Raw genomic sequence first — 22,679 nt, forward strand, 5'->3', positions numbered from 1 at the left:
AAGCTGAGGCGAAAAGTTATCAAAAAAGGCCTTGACAAATAACAAACACTTCATGTAATATTGTTAACTGGCGCTGTGAAAGGATACTGAGTAGCTTGCTATTCAAGTCCTAGCCCAAATAAGCAAGACCGACATTAAACTCGGAGATCGAATAGGTAAAAAACCTAGAATCTCAACCCTTGCAAGACTTCCACAAGCTCGCTCCCAAATTTAAAACTCAAATTTTAAACACCGAGGAAAGCTGTTGGTTGATAACAGTTAATTGCAGGAACACTGAAATAGATGTTTCTGCACAAGAGCAAGCGGATTGACGTAAACTTCGCAATCCGAAACCTCTTGCGTAAATAAAAGGAAAAAAATCCGTGTCTGTAGGCATTCTTGGCACTAAACTAGGCATGACTCAAGTGTTTGACGCTGAAGGGAGAGCAATCCCCGTCACCGTCATACAAGCAGGGCCTTGTACAGTAACTCAAATCAAAACTAAACAAACTGATGGCTACACTGCCATTCAGATTGGATACGAAGAAGTAAAACCAAAGGCTCTCAACAAGCCAGAATTGGGACACCTTGCCAAGTCGGGGGCGAATCCATTGCGCCACTTGCACGAATACCGCTTGGAAGATACCAGTTCCTTTGAATTAGGCCAACAAGTAAAAGCAGACGCTTTTACACCGGGACAAATCGTAGATGTCATCGGTACCAGCATCGGTAAAGGTTTTGCAGGCTTTCAAAAGCGCCACAACTTCAAACGCGGCCCCATGTCTCACGGTTCTAAGAATCACCGCGAACCTGGATCGATCGGACCTGGAACCACTCCCGGACGCGTCTATCCCGGTAAAAGAATGGCAGGACGCATGGGCAACGTTCAAGTTACCGTCCGCAAACTGACAATTGTCCGGGTGGATGCAGAGCAGAATTTGTTGCTGATCAAGGGAGCAGTTCCCGGAAAAGCTGGCGCCTTAGTCAATGTTGTTCCTGAGAAAAAAGTTGGGTGGTAGTTATTGGTTATTGGTTATTTGTTATTGGTTATTGGTTATTAGCAACAACTAACAACTAACAATCAACAAATAACAACCAACAACTGACAACTAACAACTAACAACCAACAACTGACAAAGGAAAAAGGACAAAAGATATGGTTAACTGTGTAGTGCGAAATTGGCAAGGCGAAGAAGTTGGAGAAACAACTTTAGAGCTTCGCGTAGCCAAAGAAGAAAATGCGTCTCACATCGTTCACAGAGCCTTGAGACGGCAAATGGTCAACGCCCGTCAAGGGAATGCTTGCACCAAAACTCGATCGGAAGTTAGAGGCGGCGGCCGCAAACCCTGGCGTCAAAAAGGCACAGGTCGAGCCAGAGCAGGTTCGATCCGTTCTCCGTTGTGGCGGGGCGGCGGTGTCATCTTCGGACCGAAACCCAGAGACTTTGAAGTCAAAATGAACAAAAAAGAACGCCGTCTCGCTTTGCGGACAGCATTCTTTAGCCGTACCGAAGACATCATTGTGGTTGAAGAATTTGCAGAGCAATTTCCGAGACCGAAAAGCAAAGAATTGCTAAGTGCGATCGCCCGTTGGGGTATCGAAGCCCATAAAAAAGTTCTGTTAATCTTGCCAGAACCGCAACTCAACGTTTACCTGTCAGGACGCAACATCGAATTAGTCAACGTCATCTTGGCAACTTCTCTGAATGTTTACGACGTTCTCGCGGCTGACAAAATAATCGTCACCTCTACAGCCATAGCAAAAATTCAGGAGATTTACGGTGAGTAAAATCGACCCCCGCGACTACGCAGATTTGATCCAGCGTCCGATTCTCACCGAGAAAGCTACCCGAATGATGGAATTAAATCAATTCACATTTGACGTAGCGCCAAAAGCGACCAAGCCTCAAATCAAAGCTGCAATCGAAGAACTATTTAAGGTCAAAGTCATTGGCGTCAACACCCAAAACCCGCCGCGAAAAAAGCGCCGAGTAGGTAAATTCGTCGGCTTTAAACCTTGCTACAAGCGAGCAACAGTAACTCTGCTAGACGGAGACTCGATCCGCAAACTCCTATTCCCAGAAGTTTAGCCAATTTTGGATTTTAGATTTTAGATTTTAGATTCCAGTTAACTGATGCAAACTTCCCATCCAGGAAACTCGCAAGTTAACTTAATCCCAAATCTAAAATCCAAAACTGTCAAGTCCAAAATCCCAAGTCTAAAATCTAAAATCTAAAAGCGATTATGGGCATTCGTTCTTACCGACCTTATACCTCCAGCACCCGGGAACATACCGTCTCGGACTTCGCTGAGATTACCAAGTCAGAGCCTGAAAAGTCTCTAACTAGCAACAAGCACACCAAACAAGGCCGCAACAACCGAGGCGTCATTACCTGTCGCCACCGGGGAGGCGGTCACAAACGGCTTTATAGAACGATCGACTTCCGCCGCGACAAACACAGCATTCCTGCTACCGTCAAGGCGATCGAATATGACCCCAACCGCAACGCCCGCATCGCCCTTTTGTTCTACAAAGACGGCGAAAAACGGTACATCCTGCACCCGCTCAACTTAAACGTCGGTACAGTAATTGTCTCAGGCCCAGACGCGCCGATCGAAATTGGCAACGCCCTACCCCTGAAGAACATTCCCCTCGGTACCAGCGTCCACAACGTCGAGCTAGTACCAGGAAAAGGCGGACAAATCGTCCGTTCCGCAGGCTCCAGCGCTCAGCTAATGGCAAAAGAAGGTAGCTACGTCACCCTCAAACTGCCATCCGGCGAACAACGGAAAGTCCGCGCCGACTGCTACGCTACGATCGGTCAAGTTGGCAACACAGACGCCAGAAACATCAGCCTTGGTAAAGCAGGTCGTACCCGCTGGAAAGGTCGCAGACCAACCGTTCGCGGTAGTGTAATGAACCCGGTAGACCACCCACACGGCGGTGGCGAAGGCAGAGCGCCCATCGGGCGTCCGGGGCCTATGACTCCTTGGGGAAAACCAGCATTGGGTGCCAAAACTCGAAGCAAAAACAAGCGCAGCGACGCTTTAATCGTCCGGCGCCGTCGCAAATCTTCCAAGCGTGGGAAGGGCGGCAGACAAAGTTAAGGAAGAAGGAAGAAGGAAGAAGGAAGAAGGAAGAAGGAAGAAGGAACAACGAAAAAGTTGTCCGTACTCTTTTATTCCTGCAACTTTCTTCCCTATTCAATTCCAACTACTAATTACTAATTACCAAAACCATGTCTCGATCGTTAAAAAAAGGCCCATTTGTCGCAGATCATCTGATGACAAAGATTGAAAAACTCAACGCCGCAGGCCAAAAACAAGTAATTAAAACTTGGTCGCGATCTTCCACAATCCTGCCTCAAATGGTAGGTCACACGATCGCAGTTCACAACGGCAGACAGCACGTCCCAGTCTACCTGACAGACCAAATGGTAGGTCACAAACTCGGAGAATTCTCCCCCACTCGCACCTTTAGAGGTCACGCGAAAAGTGGTGATAAAAAGGCGAAAAGATAGCCAAATTAGGTGACAGGTAATAGGTGATCGAAATTTTTTCATTCAATTACCAATTACCTTTTTCCCAATTGCCAATTACCTACTTACCCAAATCGAAATGGTTATAGATACCACATCCGAAATTAAGGCGATCGCCCGTTATATCCGGACATCGCCCTTCAAAGTGCGCCGAGTCCTCGACCAAATTCGCGGCAAAAGCTACCAAGAAGCGCTGATTTTACTCGAATTCATGCCCTACCGCGCCTGCGAACCAATCGTCAAAGTTTTGCGATCGGCAGTAGCCAACGCCGAACACAACGCAGGATTGGACAAAACCAAGCTCGTAGTCTCTCAAGCTTACGCAGACCAAGGCCCAGTCCTCAAACGCTTTAGACCCCGCGCTCAAGGTCGCGCCTACCAAATCCGCAAGCCAACTTGCCACATTACGGTAATAGTTGCTCCGCTTTTAGAAGACTAAACCACGGAAAAACGTAATAGGTAATAAACAGCTTAAAGTTGACCAAAAATCGGTAATCATCAATTACCAATTACCAGTTACCAATTACGAATTACCAATTAACTCATCAAATATTATGGGCCAAAAAATACATCCAATTGGTTTTCGTCTCGGCATTACCCAAGAGCACCGCTCTCGCTGGTTTGCTGACCCGAAAAACTATCCAGAACTCTTGCAAGAAGACTTCAAAATTCGCAAGTACGTCCGCAAAACCCTCAGTAATGCTGGTATTTCCTCGGTCAGAATTGAGCGCAAAGCCGATCAAATCGACCTAGAAGTCTTCACCGCCAGACCAGGCGTAGTCGTAGGCCGTGGCGGAGCAGGTATCGAAACTTTGCGCGTCGGTTTGCAGCAGCAACTCGGCAACAACCGCCAAATTCGCATCAACGTCGTTGAAGTTCAGCGCGTAGACGCCGATGCCACACTGATCGCAGAATATATCGCCCAGCAACTAGAACGGCGCGTATCCTTCCGCCGAGTAGTCCGCCAAGCAATCACCCGCGCTCAAAAAGTCGGCATTCAAGGCATCAAAATTCAAGTTAGCGGACGCCTCAACGGCGCAGAAATCGCCCGTACAGAATGGACGCGCGAAGGCCGAGTCCCCTTGCACACCCTGCGGGCCGACATCGACTATTCCTACTGCACCGCTCAAACCATCTACGGTATTCTCGGGATTAAAGTTTGGGTTTTCAAAGGCGAAATTATTCCCGGACAGGAACAAGAAGCCGCACCAAATGCAGCCGTGCCCCGCACCAAACAAAAGCGCCGCCGTCAGAACTTTGAAGATCGATCGAACGAAGGCTAACAGTCAATTGACAATTGACAGTTGACAGTTGACAGTTGACAGATCCCGGGCGAGTAAGTTCGTGCTGTCCGCTATACCGATTACCAATTACTGAATTCCCCAGTCATGTTAAGCCCTAAAAGAACAAAATTCCGCAAACAACAGCGCGGGCGAATGAGCGGTATTTCCACCCGCGGCAGCTCAGTTAGCTTTGGCGACTTTGCCCTCCAAGCCGTCGAGCCAGCCTGGATCACTTCCCGCCAAATAGAAGCCGGACGGCGTGCCATGACCCGCTATATCCGCCGGGGTGGCAAAATCTGGATTCGCATTTTCCCCGACAAACCAGTCACCCAGCGCGCAGCAGAAACCCGGATGGGTTCTGGTAAAGGCGCACCGGAATTTTGGGTGGCCGTCGTCAAACCCGGTCGGATCATGTTTGAAATTGGTGGCGTCACTGAAGAAATTGCCCGCGAAGCAATGCGTTTGGCATCTTTCAAATTACCGATTAAAACCAAGTTCATCACCCGCGAAGAAAGCCCGTCATAGTGGCGATCGAAGGTAGAATTAGGTCTGCATTCGTCAGAAATTTAAAATCTGGCACGTACAACTTTTTTTCCCTTCGGTCTTCAGCATCAGAAAGAATTCTGTCTTCACTAGACCGCTAACGATAAAGCACACAACTATGTCTTTGACCAAGATTAAAGAAGCTAGAGAATTAAGCGATGCAGCAGTAGCAGAGCAAATTTTAGCCGTCAAGCGCCAACTAATGGACTTGCGGCTTCAGCAAGCTACCGGCCGCATGGAAAAGCCTCACCTGTTCAAGCACGCCAAACACCGGCTGGCTCAATTAATGACAGTTGAACGCGAACGCCAAATCGCTGCTGAGGCAGCTCTCAAGTCTGCTCCCACCGCAGTCAGCGAGTAGTTAGCAGCAGCCGAGCCGAGGTTCGCACAGTAGTTCAAAAAAACTCAATTGCACAACAACAATAGGTAGGTATGGCAGTTAAAGAACGAGTTGGCGTAGTAGTCAGCGACAAAATGAACAAAACCGTCGTGGTAGCGATCGAAAACCGCTCCTCCCACACCAAATACGGCAAAATCGTAGTCCGCACCAAGCGCTACAAAGCTCACGACGAAGAAAATAAGTGCAAATCGGGCGATCGTGTCCGCATCACTGAAACTCGCCCTCTGAGCAAAACCAAACGCTGGACGGTTGCTGAGATTTTCGGTGCAACAAAGGGTTAACAGTTAATTTCTAATTGCTCGCGTAGTGCGATCGGCTTTCTCGATCGATCGACCCTGTGATTAACCATCAATTAGCAGCAATTAGCACTTAGCAGTTAGCAAGCATCAAATTACCTTTTCCCCAATCACCATGATTCAACCCCAGACATACCTCAATGTCGCCGACAATAGCGGAGCCCGCAAGCTCATGTGCATCCGCGTATTGGGAGGCGGCAACCGTCGCTACGGCGGAGTCGGCGATGTCATCATTGCCGTCGTCAAAGACGCCATCCCCAATATGGCAGTCAAAAAATCCGATGTCGTCAGAGCCGTCATTGTCAGAACCCGCAAAGCCTTGCGTCGCGACAGCGGCATGAGCATTCGTTTTGACGACAATGCAGCCGTGATCATCAATCCCGAAGGCAACCCCAAAGGCACTCGCGTTTTCGGCCCAGTAGCCCGCGAACTGCGCGACAAAAACTTTACTAAAATCGTTTCCTTAGCCCCAGAGGTACTTTAAAATGTACGGAAAAAAGGGTAAACCAACTAGCGAACCGCAGCGCTACAGAATGCACGTCAAAGCAGGCGACACCGTGCAAATAATTACTGGCAAAGAGAAAGGAAAAGTCGGACAAATCTTAAAGACATATCCTAAAGTCAGCAAAGTAATTGTTAAAGGCGTAAATATCCGAACCAAGCACGTCAAACCCCAACAAGAAGGGGAATCGGGAAAAATCGTCACCTTTGAGGCTCCCATTCACAGCTCAAATGTGATGCACTATTCCGAAAAAGAGAAAGTCGCCAGCCGCGTCTGCTATACATTTAGTGAAGACGGCCGCAAACTGCGACAGCTCAAAAAAACCGGAGAAATCCTGGATAATTAGTCAGTAGTTATTGGTTATTGGTTATTGGTTATTGGTTATTGGTTATTGGTCACAAATAACAAATAACAAATAACAACTAACAACTGACAACTAACAACTGACAAAGAACAATTCCCTGACCAAGCCCAGGGACAGTTAACGAAACACAAAAACTATGCCGGACAAACTCAAAGTTCTTTATCAAGGTAAAATCGTTCCAACACTGATGGATCAGTTTAAATATACTAATATCCATCAGGTTCCCAAACTCATCAAAGTTACCGTTAACCGCGGTTTGGGAGAAGCTTCTCAAAATGCTAAGGCACTGGATTCGTCGCTGAATGAAATTGCCATCATCACCGGGCAAAAACCAGTGGTGACGCGGGCGAAAAAAGCGATCGCAGGCTTCAAAATCCGCAAAGGAGTACCAGTCGGCGTGATGGTGACGCTGCGGGGCGATCGGATGTACGATTTTCTCGATCGGCTCATCAACCTCGCACTCCCACGCATCCGCGACTTCCGCGGCATCAGTCCCAAAAGCTTTGACGGGCGCGGCAACTACAGCTTGGGTCTGAGAGAACAGCTAATCTTTCCAGAAATAGAATATGACCGCATCGATCAAATTCGAGGCATGGACATTTCAATTATCACCACAGCAAACACCGACGAAGAAGGACGCGCCTTGCTCAAAGAAATGGGAATGCCCTTCCGGGACAACTAAGCAGTAGAGTAAGGATCTTTCACATGGCAGCTAACGATACCATAGCAGATATGTTGACGCGCATTCGCAATTCTTGCATGGCGCGCCACCAAACAACACAAATTCCAGCTACAAAAATGACCCGTAGCATCGCCCAAGTTCTCAAAAACGAAGGCTTTATCAGCGAATTTGAAGAAGCAGAACCAGAAGGCGTAAAGCGAACTATAGTGCTTTCTCTAAAGTACAAAGGTAAAACTCGCAAGCCCATTATCACGGCACTTAAGCGAGTCAGCAAACCAGGACTGCGCGTTTACTCGAACCGCAAAGAACTGCCCAGAGTATTAGGCGGAATTGGCATTGCCATTATCTCCACCTCCAGCGGCATTATGACCGATCGAGAAGCTCGACGCCAAGGTTTAGGCGGTGAAGTGCTTTGTTATGTTTGGTAGTCATTAGTCATTAGTCATTAGTCAGTCGATTTTAGATTTTAGATTAACTTGCAGCATTCAATCTGCAAGCTTAAACAAAAGTCTAAGATTTGGGGATTATCCACTCATGAGTGTCGGCGAATTGTACTTGTTTATTACGAGTCATTAATCACGCATACCATGGAAAAACACTCAAAAGTCGATCGCTAAAGACTAATAACTAGATACTAATAATCAAACACTAAAAACTAAAAACAAAGGACAAAAACTATGTCGCGAATTGGCAAGCGTCCGATTAGCATCCCCACAAAAGTCACCATCACCCTAGACGGTCAAAAAGTAGCCGTCAAAGGCCCTAAAGGTGAACTTTCCCGAGTAATCCCCGCCGAAATCCTCCTAGGAATGGAAGGCGAGACTTTACTCGTTACCCGCCGGGACGAATCTCGCGTCGCCAGACAATTGCACGGCCTCTGTCGCACCCTTGTCGCCAACATGGTCGAAGGTGTATCCCAAGGCTTTCAGCGTCGTCTGGAAATTATCGGCACAGGTTATCGGGCACAGGTTCAAGGACGGAACCTGATTTTAAACGTCGGTTACAGCAAGCCCGTTGAAATGCCTCCTCCAGAAGGCATCACCATGGCAGTTGAAGGCAACACCAACGTCATTGTCTCCGGTATTGACAAAGAACTCGTAGGCAACACAGCAGCCCGCATCCGCGCGGTGCGTCCGCCCGAAGTTTACAAGGGCAAAGGCATTCGCTACAGCGGCGAAGTCGTCCGGCGCAAAGCTGGTAAAACAGGCAAAACAGGTAAGAAGTAACAATGAAGCTTACTCGCAAAGAATCAGTCCACCGCAGACACCGCCGCGTGCGGCGCAAGGTATTCGGCACCGCCGAACGTCCCAGATTAGCGGTATTTCGATCGTCCAATCACATCTACGTCCAGGTAATCGACGACACGGCACAGCACACTTTGGCTGCTGCGTCAACCCTCGATCCAGAATTGAAAGCCGAACTCAGTTCGGGAGCCAACTGCAACGCCAGCACCCAAGTCGGTCAGTTGATTGCCAAACGGTGTTCCAGCGCTGGCATAGTCAAAGTCGTATTCGATCGCGGAGGCAACCTCTATCACGGTCGCGTTAAAGCCCTCGCCGACGCAGCTCGCGAAGCCGGGTTAGACTTTTAGGAAGAAGCAAGAAGGAAGAAGGAAGAAGGAAGAAGGAAGAAGGAAGAAGGAAAAGAGAATCTATAACAAAATTCTTAATTCCTAATTGTTAATTTCTCTATACCAACTACCAATTACTAATCCTCAATTCCCCAAGGACAAAACATGGCAGAACAAAAAGAACAGCGCAACAAGAAAAAAAGCAATAACAACAAAGGGCGCGAAAAAGAATCCGAATGGCAAGAACGGGTTGTTCAGATTCGTCGCGTTACCAAAGTAGTTAAAGGCGGTAAAAAACTCAGCTTCCGCGCCATAGTCATTATCGGCAACGAACGCGGTCAAGTTGGAGTGGGAGTCGGCAAAGCTAGCGACGTAATCGGTGCCGTTAAAAAAGGCGTCGCTGACGGCAAAAAGCACCTAATTGAAGTTCCCCTCACCAAATCAAACTCCATCCCTCACCCGATCAACGGTGCAGGTGGCGGAGCCAAAGTTATGATGCGTCCAGCAGCACCCGGAACCGGGGTAATTGCAGGGGGAGCAGTGCGAACTGTTCTCGAACTAGCAGGAGTCCGCAACATCTTAGCCAAACAGCTAGGTTCAGGAAATCCTTTAAACAACGCTAGAGCCGCAGTCAACGCCCTTTCCACTCTTCGCACCTTATCCGAAGTTGCTCAAGAGCGCGGAATTCCAGTAGAAAACCTCTACGGTTAAGGACTAGGGAACTGGAAATTGTCAGTTTTGAGTATTAAGTATTGAGTTTTGAATAAAAATCTTTCATTCCTCAAAACTCAAAACTCAAAACTACCAATTACCAATTACCAATTACCAATTACCAACTATCAAAACTATGAGATTGCAAGACGCCCGACCAAAAGCGGGTTCCACAAAACGCCCGCGTCGCTTGGGTAGAGGTATTTCTGCCGGTCAAGGCGCGAGTTCCGGTAAAGGGATGCGCGGTCAAAAAGCTAGAGCCGGTAGCGGCACTAGACCCGGTTTTGAAGGTGGTCAAAATCCTCTTTACCGCCGCCTGCCCAAGCTGAAGAGCTTCCCTTTAGTGAACCGGAAAGAGTACACTACCATTAATGTAAGTAAATTAGCATCACTGCCAGCAAACACAGAAGTTACTCTCACCTCTTTGATCGAAGCAAAAATTGTCACTACTGACGACGGGCCGCTGAAAATCTTAGGAGATGGCGAACTGAATGTGGCTCTGCAAGTGCGCGCGGCGGCCTTTACCGCAGGTGCTCGCACCAAAATTGAAGCCGCCGGCGGAAGTTGCGAAGTAGTTGCGTGAAGATTTGAGGTTTGAGAGTTTGTCCAAATCTCAAATCCTCTCTTCTTGCTATCAGAAAATGATTTAGTCGAAAATCCCAAATCTAAAATCCAAAATCGTAACTATGGACGTTAGTAAAGAGAAAGCGCCAACTGCACAAGAGACGTTCATGCAGATGGCTCAAGCTGCTGGTTTGCGGGGCCGCATCCTCGTCACCATTGGCTTATTGATTTTAGTGCGCCTGGGTGTTCACTTGCCAGTCCCCGGCATCGATCGCGCCGCCTTTGCCCAAAACGTCCAAAATAGCCCTTTAATTGGCTTTTTGGACTTGTTTTCAGGAGGCGGGCTGTCAGCTTTGGGGATTTTCGCGCTGGGGATTTTGCCCTACATCAATGCTTCAATTATTGTGCAACTCCTAACTGCGGCTCTGCCAAGTTTAGAAGATATGCAGAAAAATGACGGCGAAGCAGGGCGGCGCAAGATTTCTCAAATTACTCGCTACGTTTCTTTGGGCTGGGCTATTCTGCAAAGCATTGGCATTGCGATTTGGGTCAGCCCTTTTGCTCAGACTCCATCGGCTTTTTTCATCCCCCAGACTGCTTTGGCTCTGACAGCAGGGTCGATGTTTGTGATGTGGATATCGGAAGTGGTGACGGAGCGAGGTATTGGAAACGGAGCATCACTGTTGATTTTTATCAACATTGTGTCGGTTTTACCGCGCTCTTTGGGACAAACTTTTGAATTGGCTCAAAGTGGCGACACGCAAGTTGTCGGCCGCGTAGTTGTTCTGCTGCTGGTCTTTTTGGTGACGATTGTCGGGATTGTTTTTGTTCAGGAAGGTACTCGCCGCATTCCGATTATTTCTGCCCGCCGCCAAGTCGGTCGCAAAGTTTATCGGGAGAGTCGCAGTTATCTACCCCTGCGCTTGAATCAAGGCGGAGTGATGCCGATTATTTTTGCATCTTCGGTGTTGATTGTGCCTTCTTTCCTTGCTCAGTCTCTCAATCAGCCGTTTTTGGTTCAAGTTGCTAATGTGTTGAGTCCGAACGGCCCTGCGCCTTGGGCTTACGCGCTGTTTTATCTGACTTTGATTCTGTTCTTCAGCTATTTCTACGCTTCGTTGATTGTCAACCCCGTAGATATGTCTCAGAACTTGAAGAAAATGGGTGCCAGTATTCCTGGGATTCGTCCCGGTCAGAAAACCAGCGATTATGTGGAGAAGGTTTTGAACCGTTTGACTTTCTTGGGAGCGATTTTTCTCGGTCTGGTAGCTATTGTACCAACGGCTGTCGAAAGCGCGATCGGCGTCCAAACTTTTAGAGGGTTTGGTGCAACTTCCCTACTGATTCTAGTGGGTGTGGCGATCGAAACTGCCAAGCAAATTCAAACTTACGTCATCTCCCAGCGATATGAAGGAATGGTGAAGTAATCGCAATGCAATTGATTTTTATGGGGCCTCCAGGGGCGGGAAAGGGAACTCAGGCTCAGGTTTTAGCCGCTCTCTGGAAAATACCCCACATTTCTACGGGTGACATCCTTCGCGCCTGCGTGGTGGCGAAAACTCCCTTGGGTGTAAAAGCTAAATCCTACATGGATGCTGGTGAGTTGGTTCCCGACGAGTTATTGATGGATATCGTCCAAGAACGCATGAATGAACCAGATGCTGGTGCGGGCTGGATTCTGGACGGATTTCCCCGTACTGTGGCGCAGGCAGCGTTTTTTGACAAACTGCTGTGTGATGTTGGTACTGAGGGAAGTAAGTCTGGAAAGGATTGCGATCTGCGAGCTGTCAATTTGGACGTACCTGACAATGTTTTGGTGACTCGCCTACTGTCGCGGGGCCGCCAGGATGACAATGAGGAGACGATCCGGCGCCGGTTGCAAGTTTATCGCGAGCAAACTGAGCCTTTGATTGAGTTTTATAGCGCTCGCGAACAGTTAGTTGCGGTTGATGGCGATCGCGATATGGAAGTAGTCACCGCAGAACTGCAACAAGCGCTCTCTGGCGACTCTTGAACCCTCGCAATACAGCTTGTTACTCACCAGCTTTTGCTAAGATATGTTAACTAGGAGCTTTTTGTGCTATCAGGTTTTGTGAGGGTTGCTAGAAACAGGATTGAACTCGATTTTACTTGCTACAACTTTACTCAAGTAAAGCTGAAGCAAGGGGTTAATTGAGTCAAGCAGTCGATCGAGTTACCCGAATTATTGCCCCGTTCGCCTTCAACCCGCCCAAAACGGATACAAGCCACCGACAATCGTCGAGATCCCAAATTTTAGACCGAAGTTCCTGCTCCTTTGATGCATCTGTGGAGTAAATCTAAAATCTAAAATCTAAAATCGGCCGCTCCTTACTTGGTAAATAGGTTTTGAAGCAAACGCTGGGACACTCCTAGTTAATCAAATGTAGAGTTGAGGTAAATACCAAATTGTCTAAGCAAGATTTAATTGAAATGGAAGGGACAGTGACGGAATCACTGCCGAATGCGATGTTTCGCGTTGACCTAGATAATGGGTTTAACGTGCTAGCTCACATTTCCGGCAAGATCCGCCGCAACTACATCAAAATTCTGCCTGGCGATCGCGTCAAAGTTGAATTAACTCCCTACGACTTGACCAAAGGCAGGATTACTTATCGCCTTCGGAAAAAATAGGCTTAGATAAAACTTTCTAAAAACTAATTCTAAGTTTAATTAGAGAGAATTTGGTAAAAAGCTTCAAATTTATGCTATAATGCTACGTTTGTAGTGTTGCCGAGAAGGGCGTCAACAACCCAGCGGCGTACCGGGTTAAGTCATTGCTACGCCGTTTAAGTATCGATCGCCAACATTCTGGCGCAAGCGAACTTTACCCAGCAATGGGAGTGGGTGCAAGCGATCTCCTTCAAAAAACAACCCGCACTTTATACAATTTAATCGAGGAGAGGCCTACACCTTGCCCAGCCTCTCCTCCCACCGCTCTACGGGCCAGCGTGCGTGCTCTCCGGTAGAGCGGGGTTCTCCAGGCAGGAAGAAAGATGAAAGTTCGAGCATCTGTCAAAAAAATTTGTGAAAAATGTCGCGTCATCCGCCGTCGCGGTCGAGTGATGGTGATATGTACTAACCCGAAACACAAACAGCGCCAAGGTTAGAAAACGGGAAAATTGGGCTGGGCAATGCACGCAGGTGCTGCCTAATTCAATATTGTAGCCAAATAGGAAAACTAGGGAGACAAAAAGTGTGGCACGGATTGCCGGTGTAGACCTTCCACGCGATAAGCGCGTCGAAATAGGTCTGACATACATTTACGGAATAGGTCTGTCGCGGGCCCAAAAAATTATCGCTGCAACAGGCGTAAATCCTGACACTCGCGTCAAGGATTTAACAGAGGCCGACGTGACTACTCTACGGGCTCATGTAGAAAGCACCTACCAAATCGAAGGAGACCTCCGGCGCTGGGAGTCAATGAACATCAAGCGCCTGATGGATATCGGGACTTACCGCGGTCGGCGTCACCGTTTGGGTCTGCCGGTGCGGGGTCAACGAACCCGTACCAACGCCAGAACCCGTCGCGGCGTCCGCCGTACAGTGGCGGGCAAGAAAAAAGCACCGTCCAAGAAATAACAGCAGTTTGCAGGAAATTTATGTTCCTGCTGACTGTTTCCCCGCCTTTGGGGAGAGTAATTCAATGAAAACGATAAAGAGACTAATATGCCGCCACGACAACAAACAGGCAAGAAATCTGGTGCAAAAAAGCAGAAGCGTAACGTACCGAATGGGGTAGGCTACATCCAGTCTACCTTTAACAATACGATTGTGACTATTACCGACCTAAATGGCGAAGTAATATCCTGGGCATCAGCAGGTTCCAGCGGTTTCAAAGGAGCTAAAAAGGGTACTCCCTTTGCAGCTCAAACAGCAGCAGAAAGTGCAGCCCGCAGAGCCAATGACCAGGGAATGCGCCAAATAGAAGTAATGGTAAGCGGGCCGGGAGCAGGTCGAGAAACTGCAATTCGGGCCTTGCAAGGGGCGGGACTGGAAATTACCCTGATTAGAGATGTTACCCCAATTCCTCACAACGGCTGTCGCCCTCCCAAGCGGCGTAGAGTCTAAAACGATTTGAGATTTTAGATTTTAGATTTTGGATATTGGCTAACTGCTTAAAGTCAAAAACTAATGGTTCTAACTGTTGCCCCGTCCATCCAAAATCCGAAATCCGTTCAGGGGTATGCTCTGCAATCTAAAATCCAAAATCAAAAATCCAAAGTGGAAAAGGGAGGTCACTCCGTGGCGCAGTTTCAAATTGAATGTATAGAGTCTAACACTGACAAAGACCGCAGTCAGTACGGAAAATTTGTTCTAGAACCGCTCGATCGCGGTCAGGGAACAACTGTTGGGAATGCGCTCCGGCGAGTTCTGCTGTCAAATTTGGAAGGAACAGCAGTAACTTCAGTCCGCATCGCGGGCGTCAATCACGAGTTTGCCACGATCGAAGGGGTACGTGAGGACGTTCTGGAAATTCTCCTGAACATGAAAGAGGTTGTTCTAAAAACTCATTCCCAGCAGCCACAAATCGGTAGGTTGCGGATTGAGGGGCCAGTTACAGTTACTGCCGATCGATTCGATTTGCCCTCTGAGGTGGAATTGATCGATAAATCGCAGTACATTGCGACTCTCTCACCGGGATCTGTTCTGGAAATGGAATTCAGAATTGAAAAAGGCATCGGATATCGAGCAGTAGACCGCAGTCGCGATGATGGGTCGGCTTTGGATTTTCTCCAAATTGACGCCATCTTTATGCCGATTCGCAGAGTCAACTACAGCGTGGAAGATGCTCGGCTCGGTGGCAGTTCTGAGAAAGACCGGCTGGTTATGGAAATCTGGACTGATGGCAGCGTGACTCCTCAAGAAGCTCTGAGTCAATCTGCACACATCCTGGTAGATTTATTTGCACCTCTCAAAGACATCACCCAAGATTCTCTCAAACCCGAGTATCCAGGTGAGGCCGATCCTACGAGCCAAATTCCGATCGAAGAATTGCAGTTGTCAGTCCGGGCTTACAACTGTCTCAAGCGGGCTCAGATCAACTCAGTTGCAGACTTATTGGATTATACCCAAGAAGACTTGCTCGAGATTAAGAACTTCGGGCAGAAGTCCGCAGAAGAAGTGATTGAAGCTTTACAAAAACGCTTGGGCATTACTTTGCCACAGGAAAAATCAGCTAAAAGTTAATCAACGGGTAACGGGTAAAAAAGTTCTGCATTTTCAGTGCGTGAGTTCTTCAGAACCAAGAAGAATTCACCCCCGAGTTCGCAGACTGTCTATCCCCGCGCCCAATTACCAATTACCAATTACCAACTGCTATGCGTCACCGCTGTCGCGTCCCCCAACTAAACAAACCGGCTGACCAGCGCCGCGCCATGTTGCGCTCGCTGACCACCGAATTAATCCGCCACGGTAAAATCACTACCACTCTCGCCCGCGCCAAAGCGCTGCGTCCAGAAGCGGACAGAATGATTACCTTGGCCAAAGATGGCTCCTTGGCCGCTCGCCGGCAAGCTATGGGCTATATCTATGACAAACAGTTAGTACACGCCTTGTTTGAGGCTGCCCAAGAACGGTACGGCTCGCGCAACGGGGGCTACACCCGCGTAGTGCGAACTGTCCCCCGCCAAGGAGACAATTCCGAAATGGCGATCGTTGAACTGGTTTAATGCAATTTTGGGTGGGAGATTTTTGATTTATGACTGACAATCCAAAATCCCCAATCGAAAATGCCCGATCGACACAACGCATTGCTTTGGTAATCCAATACCTCGGCACTGACTTTCACGGTTGGCAGCGACAGCCGAACCAGCGTACAGTACAAGAAGAAATTGAAACAACAATATCGAATGTGCTGGAACGCCCGGTAACGCTGTACGCGGCCGGGAGAACTGATGCGGGAGTTCACGCCGCTGCTCAAGTAGCCCATTTTGATGCTGATGGCCCAATTCCGGCTCACCGCTGGGCAAGCGTTCTCAACTCTCGACTGGCAAAAGATATTTTAATTCGAGCTTCGGCAAAGGTGGAACCTACCTGGCACGCTCGGTTCTCAGCCAGTTGGCGGCGCTATCGCTACACCCTTTATACAGACCCGATTCCTAATCTGTTTGTGCGTCCTTATGCTTGGCACTGCTATCACGCACCTGTGGACGAATCTTTGATTCAGGCAGCTTTGACACCGCTAATCGGGCGCCATCACTTGGCTGCTTTCCACCGGGCAGGGTCTGCTCGCCCCCATTCTTGGGTGGACGTACAAGCGGCAGAGTGTCACCGTTCTGGGCCTCTTATCTATATTGAGGTTCAGGCGAGCGGGTTTCTGTACGGGATGATGCGGCTGCTGGTGGGGTTGCTGGTGCAGGTGGGTCGGGGGGAAAGGGCGATCGACAATTTCACTGATATCTGGGTCAACGAACGCCGAGAAATGGTAAAATACGCCGCTCCCGCTCAAGGTTTATGCCTGTTGCGGGTTGGCTATCAGGACTTTCCCTTTCCCACCGATGTTTGGTACGACACTCAGCCCAAATTAGTTATTGGTTATTAGTTATTAGTTATTAGTTATTGGTTATTAGTTATTGGCAACAACTAACAAATAACAACTAACAAATAACAACTGACAACTAACAAATAACAATTAACAAATAACAACTGACAACTAACAATGAACAAAACTTACGTCCCTACTAAAGACTCCCTAGAGCACAAGTGGTACGTGGTCGATGCCGCCGACCAGCGGCTGGGCCGTCTCGCAACTGAAGTTGCCATGTACCTCCGGGGTAAACACAAACCCACTTACACTCCTTCAATGGATACCGGCGATTTCGTAATTGTCATCAATGCTGACAAAATCGCTGTTACTGGCAAAAAACGCACCCAAAAAATCTACCGCCGCCACTCTGGCAGACCGGGCGGCATGAAAACAGAAACTTTTGCCAAATTGCAAGCACGTTTGCCCGAAAGAATTGTCGAAGAAGCGATTCGGGGAATGCTGCCTCACACATCTCTGGGCAGACAACTGTTTACTAAGTTGAAAGTGTACGCTGGCCCTAACCACCCGCACGCAGCTCAACAACCAGAAGAATTAATTGTTCACACGATTCCGGGAGGAAATGAGTAATGCAAGCAACAGATACCGGCCGCGCTGTGTACTGGGGTACAGGCCGCCGCAAGTGTTCCGTAGCGCGGGTACGTTTGGTTCCCGGCACAGGCGTACTGACTGTCAATGGTAAAGAGGGAGATTTGTACCTGCAATTCAACCCCACTTATTTGGCACTCGCTAAGGCTCCTTTGGAAACTTTGGGTCTAGAAAATGAGTACGACATTTTGGTGAAAGTCGAAGGCGGCGGCCTGACAGGTCAAGCTGACTCGATTCGTTTGGGTGTCGCTAGAGCACTTTGTCAGTTAGACCCGGACAACCGGAAACCTCTGAAGATTGAGGGCTATTTGACTCGCGACCCGCGGGCTAAAGAACGTAAAAAGTACGGTTTGCGGAAAGCTCGCAAGGCTCCTCAATACTCGAAACGTTAAACAGTTGACAGTTGACAGTTGACAGTTGACAGTTGACAGTTGAGCTTTTTAATACTGGGATTTAACTCTCCGCTAAGCCCTAGCGTAGTTCTCAAAACAATTCGGCTTCCTGGAGTGGAGGTTTTAAACCCTGAATATTTGCTAAGAGCAAGGAAGAGGGAAGAGGGAAGAAAGAAAAATTTTCTAGATTCCATCCTCCTTTTTTCAAGGTTTTTTTCAGATTCCTGATTCTGGTTTTCAAAGCAGATAGGGCAAAATTACGGCTGTTGTTGGCGTACAAGTCCGATGACGGCTAAAATGGTTGTAAAGTCAAAAATTAGAGAGTAAAAAAAATGGCGAAAGAAGGCATTCACCCTGAGTGGTATCCCGAAGCTCAGGTTTATTGCAACGGCGAACTTGTGATGACTGTTGGTTCGACTAGACCAAAGCTTCAAGTTGATGTCTGGTCGGGAAATCATCCTTTTTATACTGGCACTCAGAAGATTATTGATACTGAAGGTCGTGTGGAACGCTTTATGCGGAAATACGGCATGACGGAAGTAGAAATGCCGAAGGCAGATGCTATGTCGGGGCCGCTGAAAATGGAAGACCCGAAAGCAGATGCTGCTAAGGCTGCTGCTAAAGGCAAAAAGAAGAAGTAGCCGGATTGTCATTTGTCCGCAGTCGGTTGGAAGTAGTTTTTTTCTACTGGTAACTGACTGCTCTCGGATTTTGGATTTGAGATTTGAGATTGCTACGGCCCTTCCGCTGAGGAAAGATCGCGATTCTATCCCAACTTCTCTTCAATTCTAAAATCTAAAATCTAAAATCTATCCGCCCTCGGATTGGAGAGCTTAGACTGAAGAGTTGCTACGGCCCTTCCGCTGAGGAAAGATCGCGATTCTATCCCAACTTCTCTTCAATATCTAAAATCTAAAATCTAAAATCTAAAATCGATTGACGGAGGACATTTGACATGGCTGAATCTTATTTGCTGGATAAATTGAAGTCGGTGGAGCAAACTTTTCATGAGTTGACTCGCCGCATGGCTGACCCGGATGTGGCTAGGGATAATTATGAGTTTCAGCGGGTGGCAAAAGCTCGATCGTCCTTGGAGGAAGTGGTCGATACTTTTGACCTGTGGAAAACTACTCAGGAAGATTTGGTGGGCGCGCGGCAAGTTCTTAAGGAAGCTGCGAGCGATCGAGAAATGCAGCTTATGGCCGGGATGGAAGTTGAGGAACTTGAGTCGAAGCTGGAGAATTTGGAAAGTCGTTTGAAGGTGTTGCTGCTACCGCGCGATCCGAACGATGACAAGAATATTATGCTGGAAATTCGGGCGGGTACTGGCGGAGATGAGGCTAGTATTTGGGCGGGTGATTTGCTGCGGCTGTATTCGCGCTACGCTCAAACTGAAGGCTGGCAGGTGAAGTTGGTGAGCGAGTCACTGGCGGACATGGGTGGTTTTAAAGAGGTGATTCTGGAAATCACGGGGGATAGCGTTTATAGCAAGCTGAAGTTTGAGGCTGGGGTGCATCGGGTGCAGCGCGTACCGGTGACTGAGGCGGGCGGGCGGATTCATACTTCGACGGCGACGGTGGCGGTGATGCCGGAGGTGGATGAGGTCGAGATTCATATCGATCCGAAGGATATTGAGATGAGTACGGCTCGATCGGGCGGCGCTGGCGGCCAAAACGTGAACAAGGTTGAAACTGCTGCGGATTTGTTTCACAAGCCGACTGGGATTCGGATTTTCTGTACTGAGGAGCGCAGTCAGTTGCAGAATAAGGAGCGGGCGATGCAGATTTTGCGCGCGAAGCTCTATGACATTAAGTTGCGGGAGCAGCAGGATGAGGTGAAGTCGCGGCGTTTGGCTCAGGTTGGTACTGGTTCGCGATCGGAAAAAATTCGCACGTACAACTATAAGGATAACCGGGCTACCGACCACCGTTTGGGGGAGAATTTTTCGCTCAATAGTGTTTTGGAAGGGGATATTGAGGAGATTATTCAGACTTGCATTTCTCAGGATCAGCAGGAACGTTTGGTCGAGTTGGCTGCTTCTACTTCTAATTAATTGGTTGATGGGGAACTTAGGCGCATTGTTTGCTGAGCCTTTGTTCCCTGATGACTTGACGGATGTGGTTGAGTAGGGCTTCCCAAATTGCATCGCCGATCGCCACGGGATACTTGAAATGTTCGAGGTCGTACTGTACGATAATTTCTAGGGGTGCTAGGGTTTGCTGGTTTCGACAACTGGCAATTGTGGCGATCGTCTCTTGCTGCCATCTGGCAAATAGTCGGTAGCTGAAAAAGGAACTGCATTTTTGTCCTTTCTTGTTCAGGTAAACGACTATTACTTGATGTTGTTTGGGGTAGACTTTGACTATGCGGTTGACGGGCATTCTCAGAGCTTCGGCTGCTTCTATTTTGGAGATTTGCCAGCACTGAGGTTTTAGCCAACCGGAGGCTGTAAGGCTTTGACGGGTGCGGCTGGGCTTGTGAGTTTTTAGATTGCGTCTCTTGGTCATTTGTATTTCTCCCAAATCTGTTTTAATTAAAATTAAAGCTTTCAATCTACTTAAAATACTATCTGTTAAATCTTCTCCTGTCAAGCAAGACAGACAAATTTGTTGGTACACAAGTAAACTAGGAATTGTGGTTATCTCGTGGCTGATACCGTGGACGCAGAAGCTAAGAAAAAACTGAGTGAGGTTGTTAAGTTAGCGCGGGGCTCGATGAGCCTGACTTCTTTTGGCAAGCTGTTGGGAGTTTCTGCTGCTTCTGTCTTGTATTGGGAAAAGGGGCAGGTACTTCCAGATACGAAAAATTTGACTCAGATTGCTACAAGAGCAGGCTTTACGATGGAAGAGCTTATGGCTCATCTCGAAGGTAAGCCGGTGCAGGAACCGGTCAATACCAATGAGCTGCTGAAGAAAATTCAGTGTATGCCGATTAGTGAGTTGGCGGTGATTGGTAGAGCCGTGATGGATAGGCTCGCTGCTGCTGCTGAGTCTTCTGGGAAATATAGTTGATGTATCAGTTTGTAAGTAGACTGGTAGGTACGATCGCATAGCTTTTCAGTTGTGAACATCCAAAATAGACAAAAACTTAGTGAAATCATCAAAACTGCTCGTGGAACAATGAGTCAACGAGCGTTTGGCAAGCTTTTGGGCGTTTCTGCTACCGCTGTTCAGCTTTGGGAAAGGGGCGATACGGTTCCCGATACTGAAAACTTGGGTAAGCTCGCTGCCAGAGCAGGCTATACTCTGGAAGAGTTTCTCAGCTTTTTGGATGGCAATCCAGTCTCGCAACCACCAGAAATTAACGATATTGTCAAAAAAATTCAGTTTTTGCCTCTAAGTCAGGTGGCGCTAATTGGCAAAGCTGTAGCGGATAGATTCGCTGCGTCGGCTGAGGCTGCTGGAGAATGAATATGAGGCAAATTTATCTGTAAACTAGGAGTTGTGTTTAGATGAACGTTATTCTTGCCATACCAGAAGAGCTGCAAATCTATATTGACGCTCAAATTCAGACAGGGGCTTATGCCAGTGCGGTAGAGTATTTTCTAGATTTGGTGCAGCAAGATCGCCAGCGAAAACACGCACAAGCCAAACTAGAAGGTTTACTGCAAGAGGGTTTAGACTCGGATGGAGAACCCGTTACGGCTGCGTACTGGCAGAATTTGCGGGCATCTCTTTTGGGTGGCGATTCACAACCAGTATGAGCGATCGATTAATTGTCAAAAATCGTGCCACGCAGGATCTCAGACAACAGGCAAACTATATTCTGGTCAATGGAAATGCTCGTACTGCCGAGCGATTTCTGGAGTTAGCCGAAGCCACTTTTACCCAATTAGCGACAATACCGGGAATGGGAAAAGTCGTGGGATTGGTCTCGGCGTTGCTGAATCAAGATATGAATGCCCCAGGAATGGGAATATCATCAAATTTTAAGTAATGTATTAATAACTTAATAGAATGCTTGAGCATTTCCTCACATTTAGAATAACAAAGAGTTTTGCGATGTAGCCTAGCTGGCGGAATGTCTTAGCCTTGTATTTTCCCCTTCGACTCGTGTCATATAAGTCTTACTAACAATCTGATCTCCATCAGGAATAAACCTGGGATATACAGACCATCCATCAGTTACATAAAAGTAGCATTTCCATTCACTTACTTTGTCCCATAATGGTTCAAATGTCTTAGCGCTATGATCCCCTAATACCCATCCTAAAATCCCTGGTTTAAAGTGGTCAACCGCTGTCCACAGCCAGATCTTGTCTGTCTTTTTTTTTACATAAGTTTGTAATTCATCAAGCTCACCAACTTCTGGAATGACTTCAGGGTCATAAACATCTGGTAACAGTTTCCCGACTTGTTTTACCCAATTCATTACCGTGGTATGATGAACTCCCTTAACTCGTTCTATCGCCCGTAAACCCATACCATTGACATACATTTTTAGGCAATCACGTTTGATGTCTTCGCTATAACCTCGTTGGGGCTCATACTCATTGATGAATTGACGACCGCATTGCACACAAATGTGGTTTTGTTTTCCTTTTTTCTTGCCGTTTTTACGGATATGGGTTGATTTACATTCTGGACATTGCATAAATTATTCGGCTCTCCAGAACTTATGGTGATAATTTTATCTAATGCAAGAAACAAGCTAATACGCGATTTCTAAAATTATCAAAATTAGAAAAGCCATACCCTTGT

The 22,679-nt window shown here is 47.8% G+C and carries 37 protein-coding genes; 35 read left to right on the forward strand and 2 right to left on the reverse strand.

Annotation, left to right across the window (positions count from 1 at the left end; translation table 11 throughout):
- Nucleotides 1-362 precede the first annotated feature (362 nt).
- The 31 genes from rplC (at nucleotide 363) to prfA (ending at nucleotide 20,032) form a co-directional block, all read left to right on the forward strand.
- A complete protein-coding gene (gene rplC, locus JGK22_RS13425; RefSeq protein WP_293133914.1) occupies nucleotides 363-998 on the forward strand; it encodes a 50S ribosomal protein L3 in 636 nt (211 codons plus the stop codon).
- Nucleotides 999-1,135: 137 nt separating this feature from the next.
- Nucleotides 1,136-1,768 carry a 50S ribosomal protein L4 gene (gene rplD, locus JGK22_RS13430; protein WP_293175994.1) on the forward strand — a complete coding sequence of 211 codons (633 nt, stop codon included), beginning with the start codon at nucleotides 1,136-1,138 and terminating at the stop codon, nucleotides 1,766-1,768.
- Nucleotides 1,761-2,069: a 50S ribosomal protein L23 gene (locus JGK22_RS13435; protein WP_293133910.1), complete on the forward strand. Its 309-nt coding sequence runs from the start codon at nucleotides 1,761-1,763 to the stop codon at nucleotides 2,067-2,069. Before rplD ends, JGK22_RS13435 begins: the two co-directional genes overlap by 8 nt.
- A 155-nt stretch (nucleotides 2,070-2,224) precedes the next feature.
- Complete coding sequence (gene rplB / locus JGK22_RS13440; protein ID WP_293175992.1) at nucleotides 2,225-3,088, forward strand: 50S ribosomal protein L2; 864 nt, start codon at nucleotides 2,225-2,227, stop codon at nucleotides 3,086-3,088.
- A 131-nt stretch (nucleotides 3,089-3,219) separates the two neighbouring features.
- Nucleotides 3,220-3,501, forward strand: a complete 282-nt coding sequence (rpsS, locus tag JGK22_RS13445; RefSeq protein WP_041623488.1) for a 30S ribosomal protein S19 — start codon at nucleotides 3,220-3,222, stop codon at nucleotides 3,499-3,501.
- Between the two features lie 97 nt (nucleotides 3,502-3,598).
- Nucleotides 3,599-3,958 (forward strand): 50S ribosomal protein L22, encoded by a 360-nt coding sequence (rplV, locus tag JGK22_RS13450; protein WP_193973606.1) that lies wholly within the window; start codon nucleotides 3,599-3,601, stop codon nucleotides 3,956-3,958.
- A gap of 115 nt (nucleotides 3,959-4,073) precedes the next feature.
- Nucleotides 4,074-4,802, forward strand: coding sequence for a 30S ribosomal protein S3 (rpsC, locus tag JGK22_RS13455; RefSeq protein WP_293133893.1), 729 nt, complete (start codon nucleotides 4,074-4,076; stop codon nucleotides 4,800-4,802).
- A 105-nt stretch (nucleotides 4,803-4,907) separates the two neighbouring features.
- Entirely contained in the window at nucleotides 4,908-5,327 is a 420-nt protein-coding gene (rplP, locus tag JGK22_RS13460) for a 50S ribosomal protein L16 (RefSeq protein WP_293175990.1), read from the forward strand.
- 136 nt (nucleotides 5,328-5,463) lie between these two features.
- A complete protein-coding gene (gene rpmC, locus JGK22_RS13465) occupies nucleotides 5,464-5,706 on the forward strand; it encodes a 50S ribosomal protein L29 (RefSeq protein WP_293133890.1) in 243 nt (80 codons plus the stop codon).
- 71 nt (nucleotides 5,707-5,777) lie between these two features.
- On the forward strand, nucleotides 5,778-6,026 hold the full coding sequence (gene rpsQ, locus JGK22_RS13470) for a 30S ribosomal protein S17 (protein ID WP_293175988.1): 249 nt from the start codon (nucleotides 5,778-5,780) through the stop codon (nucleotides 6,024-6,026).
- 130 nt (nucleotides 6,027-6,156) lie between these two features.
- On the forward strand, nucleotides 6,157-6,525 hold the full coding sequence (gene rplN / locus JGK22_RS13475; protein ID WP_193973611.1) for a 50S ribosomal protein L14: 369 nt from the start codon (nucleotides 6,157-6,159) through the stop codon (nucleotides 6,523-6,525).
- Between the two features lies 1 nt (nucleotide 6,526).
- Complete coding sequence (gene rplX, locus JGK22_RS13480; RefSeq protein ID WP_293175986.1) at nucleotides 6,527-6,889, forward strand: 50S ribosomal protein L24; 363 nt, start codon at nucleotides 6,527-6,529, stop codon at nucleotides 6,887-6,889.
- A gap of 154 nt (nucleotides 6,890-7,043) precedes the next feature.
- Nucleotides 7,044-7,589: a 50S ribosomal protein L5 gene (gene rplE, locus JGK22_RS13485; RefSeq protein ID WP_293150725.1), complete on the forward strand. Its 546-nt coding sequence runs from the start codon at nucleotides 7,044-7,046 to the stop codon at nucleotides 7,587-7,589.
- Nucleotides 7,590-7,612: 23 nt separating this feature from the next.
- Entirely contained in the window at nucleotides 7,613-8,017 is a 405-nt protein-coding gene (gene rpsH / locus JGK22_RS13490) for a 30S ribosomal protein S8 (RefSeq protein WP_194010353.1), read from the forward strand.
- Between the two features lie 249 nt (nucleotides 8,018-8,266).
- Nucleotides 8,267-8,815: a 50S ribosomal protein L6 gene (gene rplF, locus JGK22_RS13495; RefSeq protein ID WP_293133866.1), complete on the forward strand. Its 549-nt coding sequence runs from the start codon at nucleotides 8,267-8,269 to the stop codon at nucleotides 8,813-8,815.
- 2 nt (nucleotides 8,816-8,817) lie between these two features.
- Nucleotides 8,818-9,180, forward strand: coding sequence for a 50S ribosomal protein L18 (gene rplR / locus JGK22_RS13500; protein WP_293175984.1), 363 nt, complete (start codon nucleotides 8,818-8,820; stop codon nucleotides 9,178-9,180).
- A gap of 144 nt (nucleotides 9,181-9,324) precedes the next feature.
- On the forward strand, nucleotides 9,325-9,870 hold the full coding sequence (gene rpsE, locus JGK22_RS13505; protein ID WP_293175982.1) for a 30S ribosomal protein S5: 546 nt from the start codon (nucleotides 9,325-9,327) through the stop codon (nucleotides 9,868-9,870).
- A gap of 136 nt (nucleotides 9,871-10,006) precedes the next feature.
- Nucleotides 10,007-10,453, forward strand: a complete 447-nt coding sequence (gene rplO, locus JGK22_RS13510; protein ID WP_293133857.1) for a 50S ribosomal protein L15 — start codon at nucleotides 10,007-10,009, stop codon at nucleotides 10,451-10,453.
- A gap of 103 nt (nucleotides 10,454-10,556) precedes the next feature.
- The gene (gene secY, locus JGK22_RS13515) at nucleotides 10,557-11,861 is read left to right on the forward strand and encodes a preprotein translocase subunit SecY (RefSeq protein WP_293175980.1); all 1,305 of its coding nucleotides are present in this window, start codon (nucleotides 10,557-10,559) and stop codon (nucleotides 11,859-11,861) included.
- Between the two features lie 5 nt (nucleotides 11,862-11,866).
- Nucleotides 11,867-12,448, forward strand: a complete 582-nt coding sequence (locus JGK22_RS13520; RefSeq protein ID WP_293175978.1) for an adenylate kinase — start codon at nucleotides 11,867-11,869, stop codon at nucleotides 12,446-12,448.
- A gap of 413 nt (nucleotides 12,449-12,861) precedes the next feature.
- Nucleotides 12,862-13,086: a translation initiation factor IF-1 gene (infA, locus tag JGK22_RS13525; protein WP_006276978.1), complete on the forward strand. Its 225-nt coding sequence runs from the start codon at nucleotides 12,862-12,864 to the stop codon at nucleotides 13,084-13,086.
- Between the two features lie 362 nt (nucleotides 13,087-13,448).
- Nucleotides 13,449-13,562: a 50S ribosomal protein L36 gene (gene rpmJ, locus JGK22_RS13530; protein ID WP_015178722.1), complete on the forward strand. Its 114-nt coding sequence runs from the start codon at nucleotides 13,449-13,451 to the stop codon at nucleotides 13,560-13,562.
- An 88-nt stretch (nucleotides 13,563-13,650) separates the two neighbouring features.
- Nucleotides 13,651-14,034, forward strand: coding sequence for a 30S ribosomal protein S13 (gene rpsM / locus JGK22_RS13535; protein WP_293175976.1), 384 nt, complete (start codon nucleotides 13,651-13,653; stop codon nucleotides 14,032-14,034).
- Between the two features lie 87 nt (nucleotides 14,035-14,121).
- Complete coding sequence (gene rpsK / locus JGK22_RS13540; RefSeq protein ID WP_265233150.1) at nucleotides 14,122-14,523, forward strand: 30S ribosomal protein S11; 402 nt, start codon at nucleotides 14,122-14,124, stop codon at nucleotides 14,521-14,523.
- 174 nt (nucleotides 14,524-14,697) lie between these two features.
- Nucleotides 14,698-15,642, forward strand: coding sequence for a DNA-directed RNA polymerase subunit alpha (locus tag JGK22_RS13545; RefSeq protein ID WP_293133983.1), 945 nt, complete (start codon nucleotides 14,698-14,700; stop codon nucleotides 15,640-15,642).
- Between the two features lie 131 nt (nucleotides 15,643-15,773).
- A complete protein-coding gene (rplQ, locus tag JGK22_RS13550) occupies nucleotides 15,774-16,124 on the forward strand; it encodes a 50S ribosomal protein L17 (RefSeq protein WP_293133831.1) in 351 nt (116 codons plus the stop codon).
- A gap of 29 nt (nucleotides 16,125-16,153) precedes the next feature.
- A complete protein-coding gene (truA, locus tag JGK22_RS13555) occupies nucleotides 16,154-16,996 on the forward strand; it encodes a tRNA pseudouridine(38-40) synthase TruA (RefSeq protein WP_293175974.1) in 843 nt (280 codons plus the stop codon).
- A 117-nt stretch (nucleotides 16,997-17,113) separates the two neighbouring features.
- A complete protein-coding gene (rplM, locus tag JGK22_RS13560) occupies nucleotides 17,114-17,569 on the forward strand; it encodes a 50S ribosomal protein L13 (RefSeq protein ID WP_293175972.1) in 456 nt (151 codons plus the stop codon).
- On the forward strand, nucleotides 17,569-17,979 hold the full coding sequence (gene rpsI, locus JGK22_RS13565; protein WP_236504525.1) for a 30S ribosomal protein S9: 411 nt from the start codon (nucleotides 17,569-17,571) through the stop codon (nucleotides 17,977-17,979). The genes rplM and rpsI overlap by 1 nt, the downstream gene beginning before the upstream one ends.
- A gap of 332 nt (nucleotides 17,980-18,311) precedes the next feature.
- Nucleotides 18,312-18,620 carry a 50S ribosomal protein L31 gene (rpmE, locus tag JGK22_RS13570; protein WP_293175969.1) on the forward strand — a complete coding sequence of 103 codons (309 nt, stop codon included), beginning with the start codon at nucleotides 18,312-18,314 and terminating at the stop codon, nucleotides 18,618-18,620.
- Between the two features lie 314 nt (nucleotides 18,621-18,934).
- Nucleotides 18,935-20,032, forward strand: a complete 1,098-nt coding sequence (gene prfA, locus JGK22_RS13575; RefSeq protein WP_293205746.1) for a peptide chain release factor 1 — start codon at nucleotides 18,935-18,937, stop codon at nucleotides 20,030-20,032.
- A gap of 16 nt (nucleotides 20,033-20,048) precedes the next feature.
- Here prfA and JGK22_RS13580 read toward each other — a convergent pair whose 3' ends face one another.
- The gene (locus JGK22_RS13580; protein ID WP_293205744.1) at nucleotides 20,049-20,486 is read right to left on the reverse strand and encodes a hypothetical protein; all 438 of its coding nucleotides are present in this window, start codon (nucleotides 20,484-20,486) and stop codon (nucleotides 20,049-20,051) included.
- Nucleotides 20,487-20,624: 138 nt separating this feature from the next.
- Here JGK22_RS13580 and JGK22_RS13585 point away from each other — a divergent pair, with 138 nt between their 5' ends.
- The 4 genes from JGK22_RS13585 (at nucleotide 20,625) to JGK22_RS13600 (ending at nucleotide 21,915) form a co-directional block, all read left to right on the forward strand.
- On the forward strand, nucleotides 20,625-20,990 hold the full coding sequence (locus tag JGK22_RS13585; protein ID WP_293175963.1) for a transcriptional regulator: 366 nt from the start codon (nucleotides 20,625-20,627) through the stop codon (nucleotides 20,988-20,990).
- Between the two features lie 108 nt (nucleotides 20,991-21,098).
- Nucleotides 21,099-21,389 carry a helix-turn-helix transcriptional regulator gene (locus JGK22_RS13590; protein WP_293175961.1) on the forward strand — a complete coding sequence of 97 codons (291 nt, stop codon included), beginning with the start codon at nucleotides 21,099-21,101 and terminating at the stop codon, nucleotides 21,387-21,389.
- A gap of 41 nt (nucleotides 21,390-21,430) precedes the next feature.
- Nucleotides 21,431-21,682, forward strand: a complete 252-nt coding sequence (locus JGK22_RS13595; protein ID WP_293175959.1) for a hypothetical protein — start codon at nucleotides 21,431-21,433, stop codon at nucleotides 21,680-21,682.
- Nucleotides 21,679-21,915, forward strand: coding sequence for a type II toxin-antitoxin system RelE/ParE family toxin (locus JGK22_RS13600; protein ID WP_293189584.1), 237 nt, complete (start codon nucleotides 21,679-21,681; stop codon nucleotides 21,913-21,915). The genes JGK22_RS13595 and JGK22_RS13600 overlap by 4 nt, the downstream gene beginning before the upstream one ends.
- Here JGK22_RS13600 and JGK22_RS13605 read toward each other — a convergent pair.
- A protein-coding gene (locus JGK22_RS13605; RefSeq protein ID WP_293189586.1) for an IS1 family transposase occupies nucleotides 21,867-22,572 on the reverse strand; the annotation gives its coding sequence in 2 pieces (ribosomal slippage) (nucleotides 21,867-21,992 and nucleotides 21,994-22,572; 705 coding nt in all). The two genes, JGK22_RS13600 and JGK22_RS13605, sit on opposite strands and share 49 nt — an antisense overlap.
- Nucleotides 22,573-22,679: the final 107 nt, after the last annotated feature.

Source organism: Microcoleus sp. PH2017_08_TRC_O_A (genome assembly GCF_020738665.1).
Taxonomy (GTDB): domain Bacteria; phylum Cyanobacteriota; class Cyanobacteriia; order Cyanobacteriales; family Microcoleaceae; genus Microcoleus.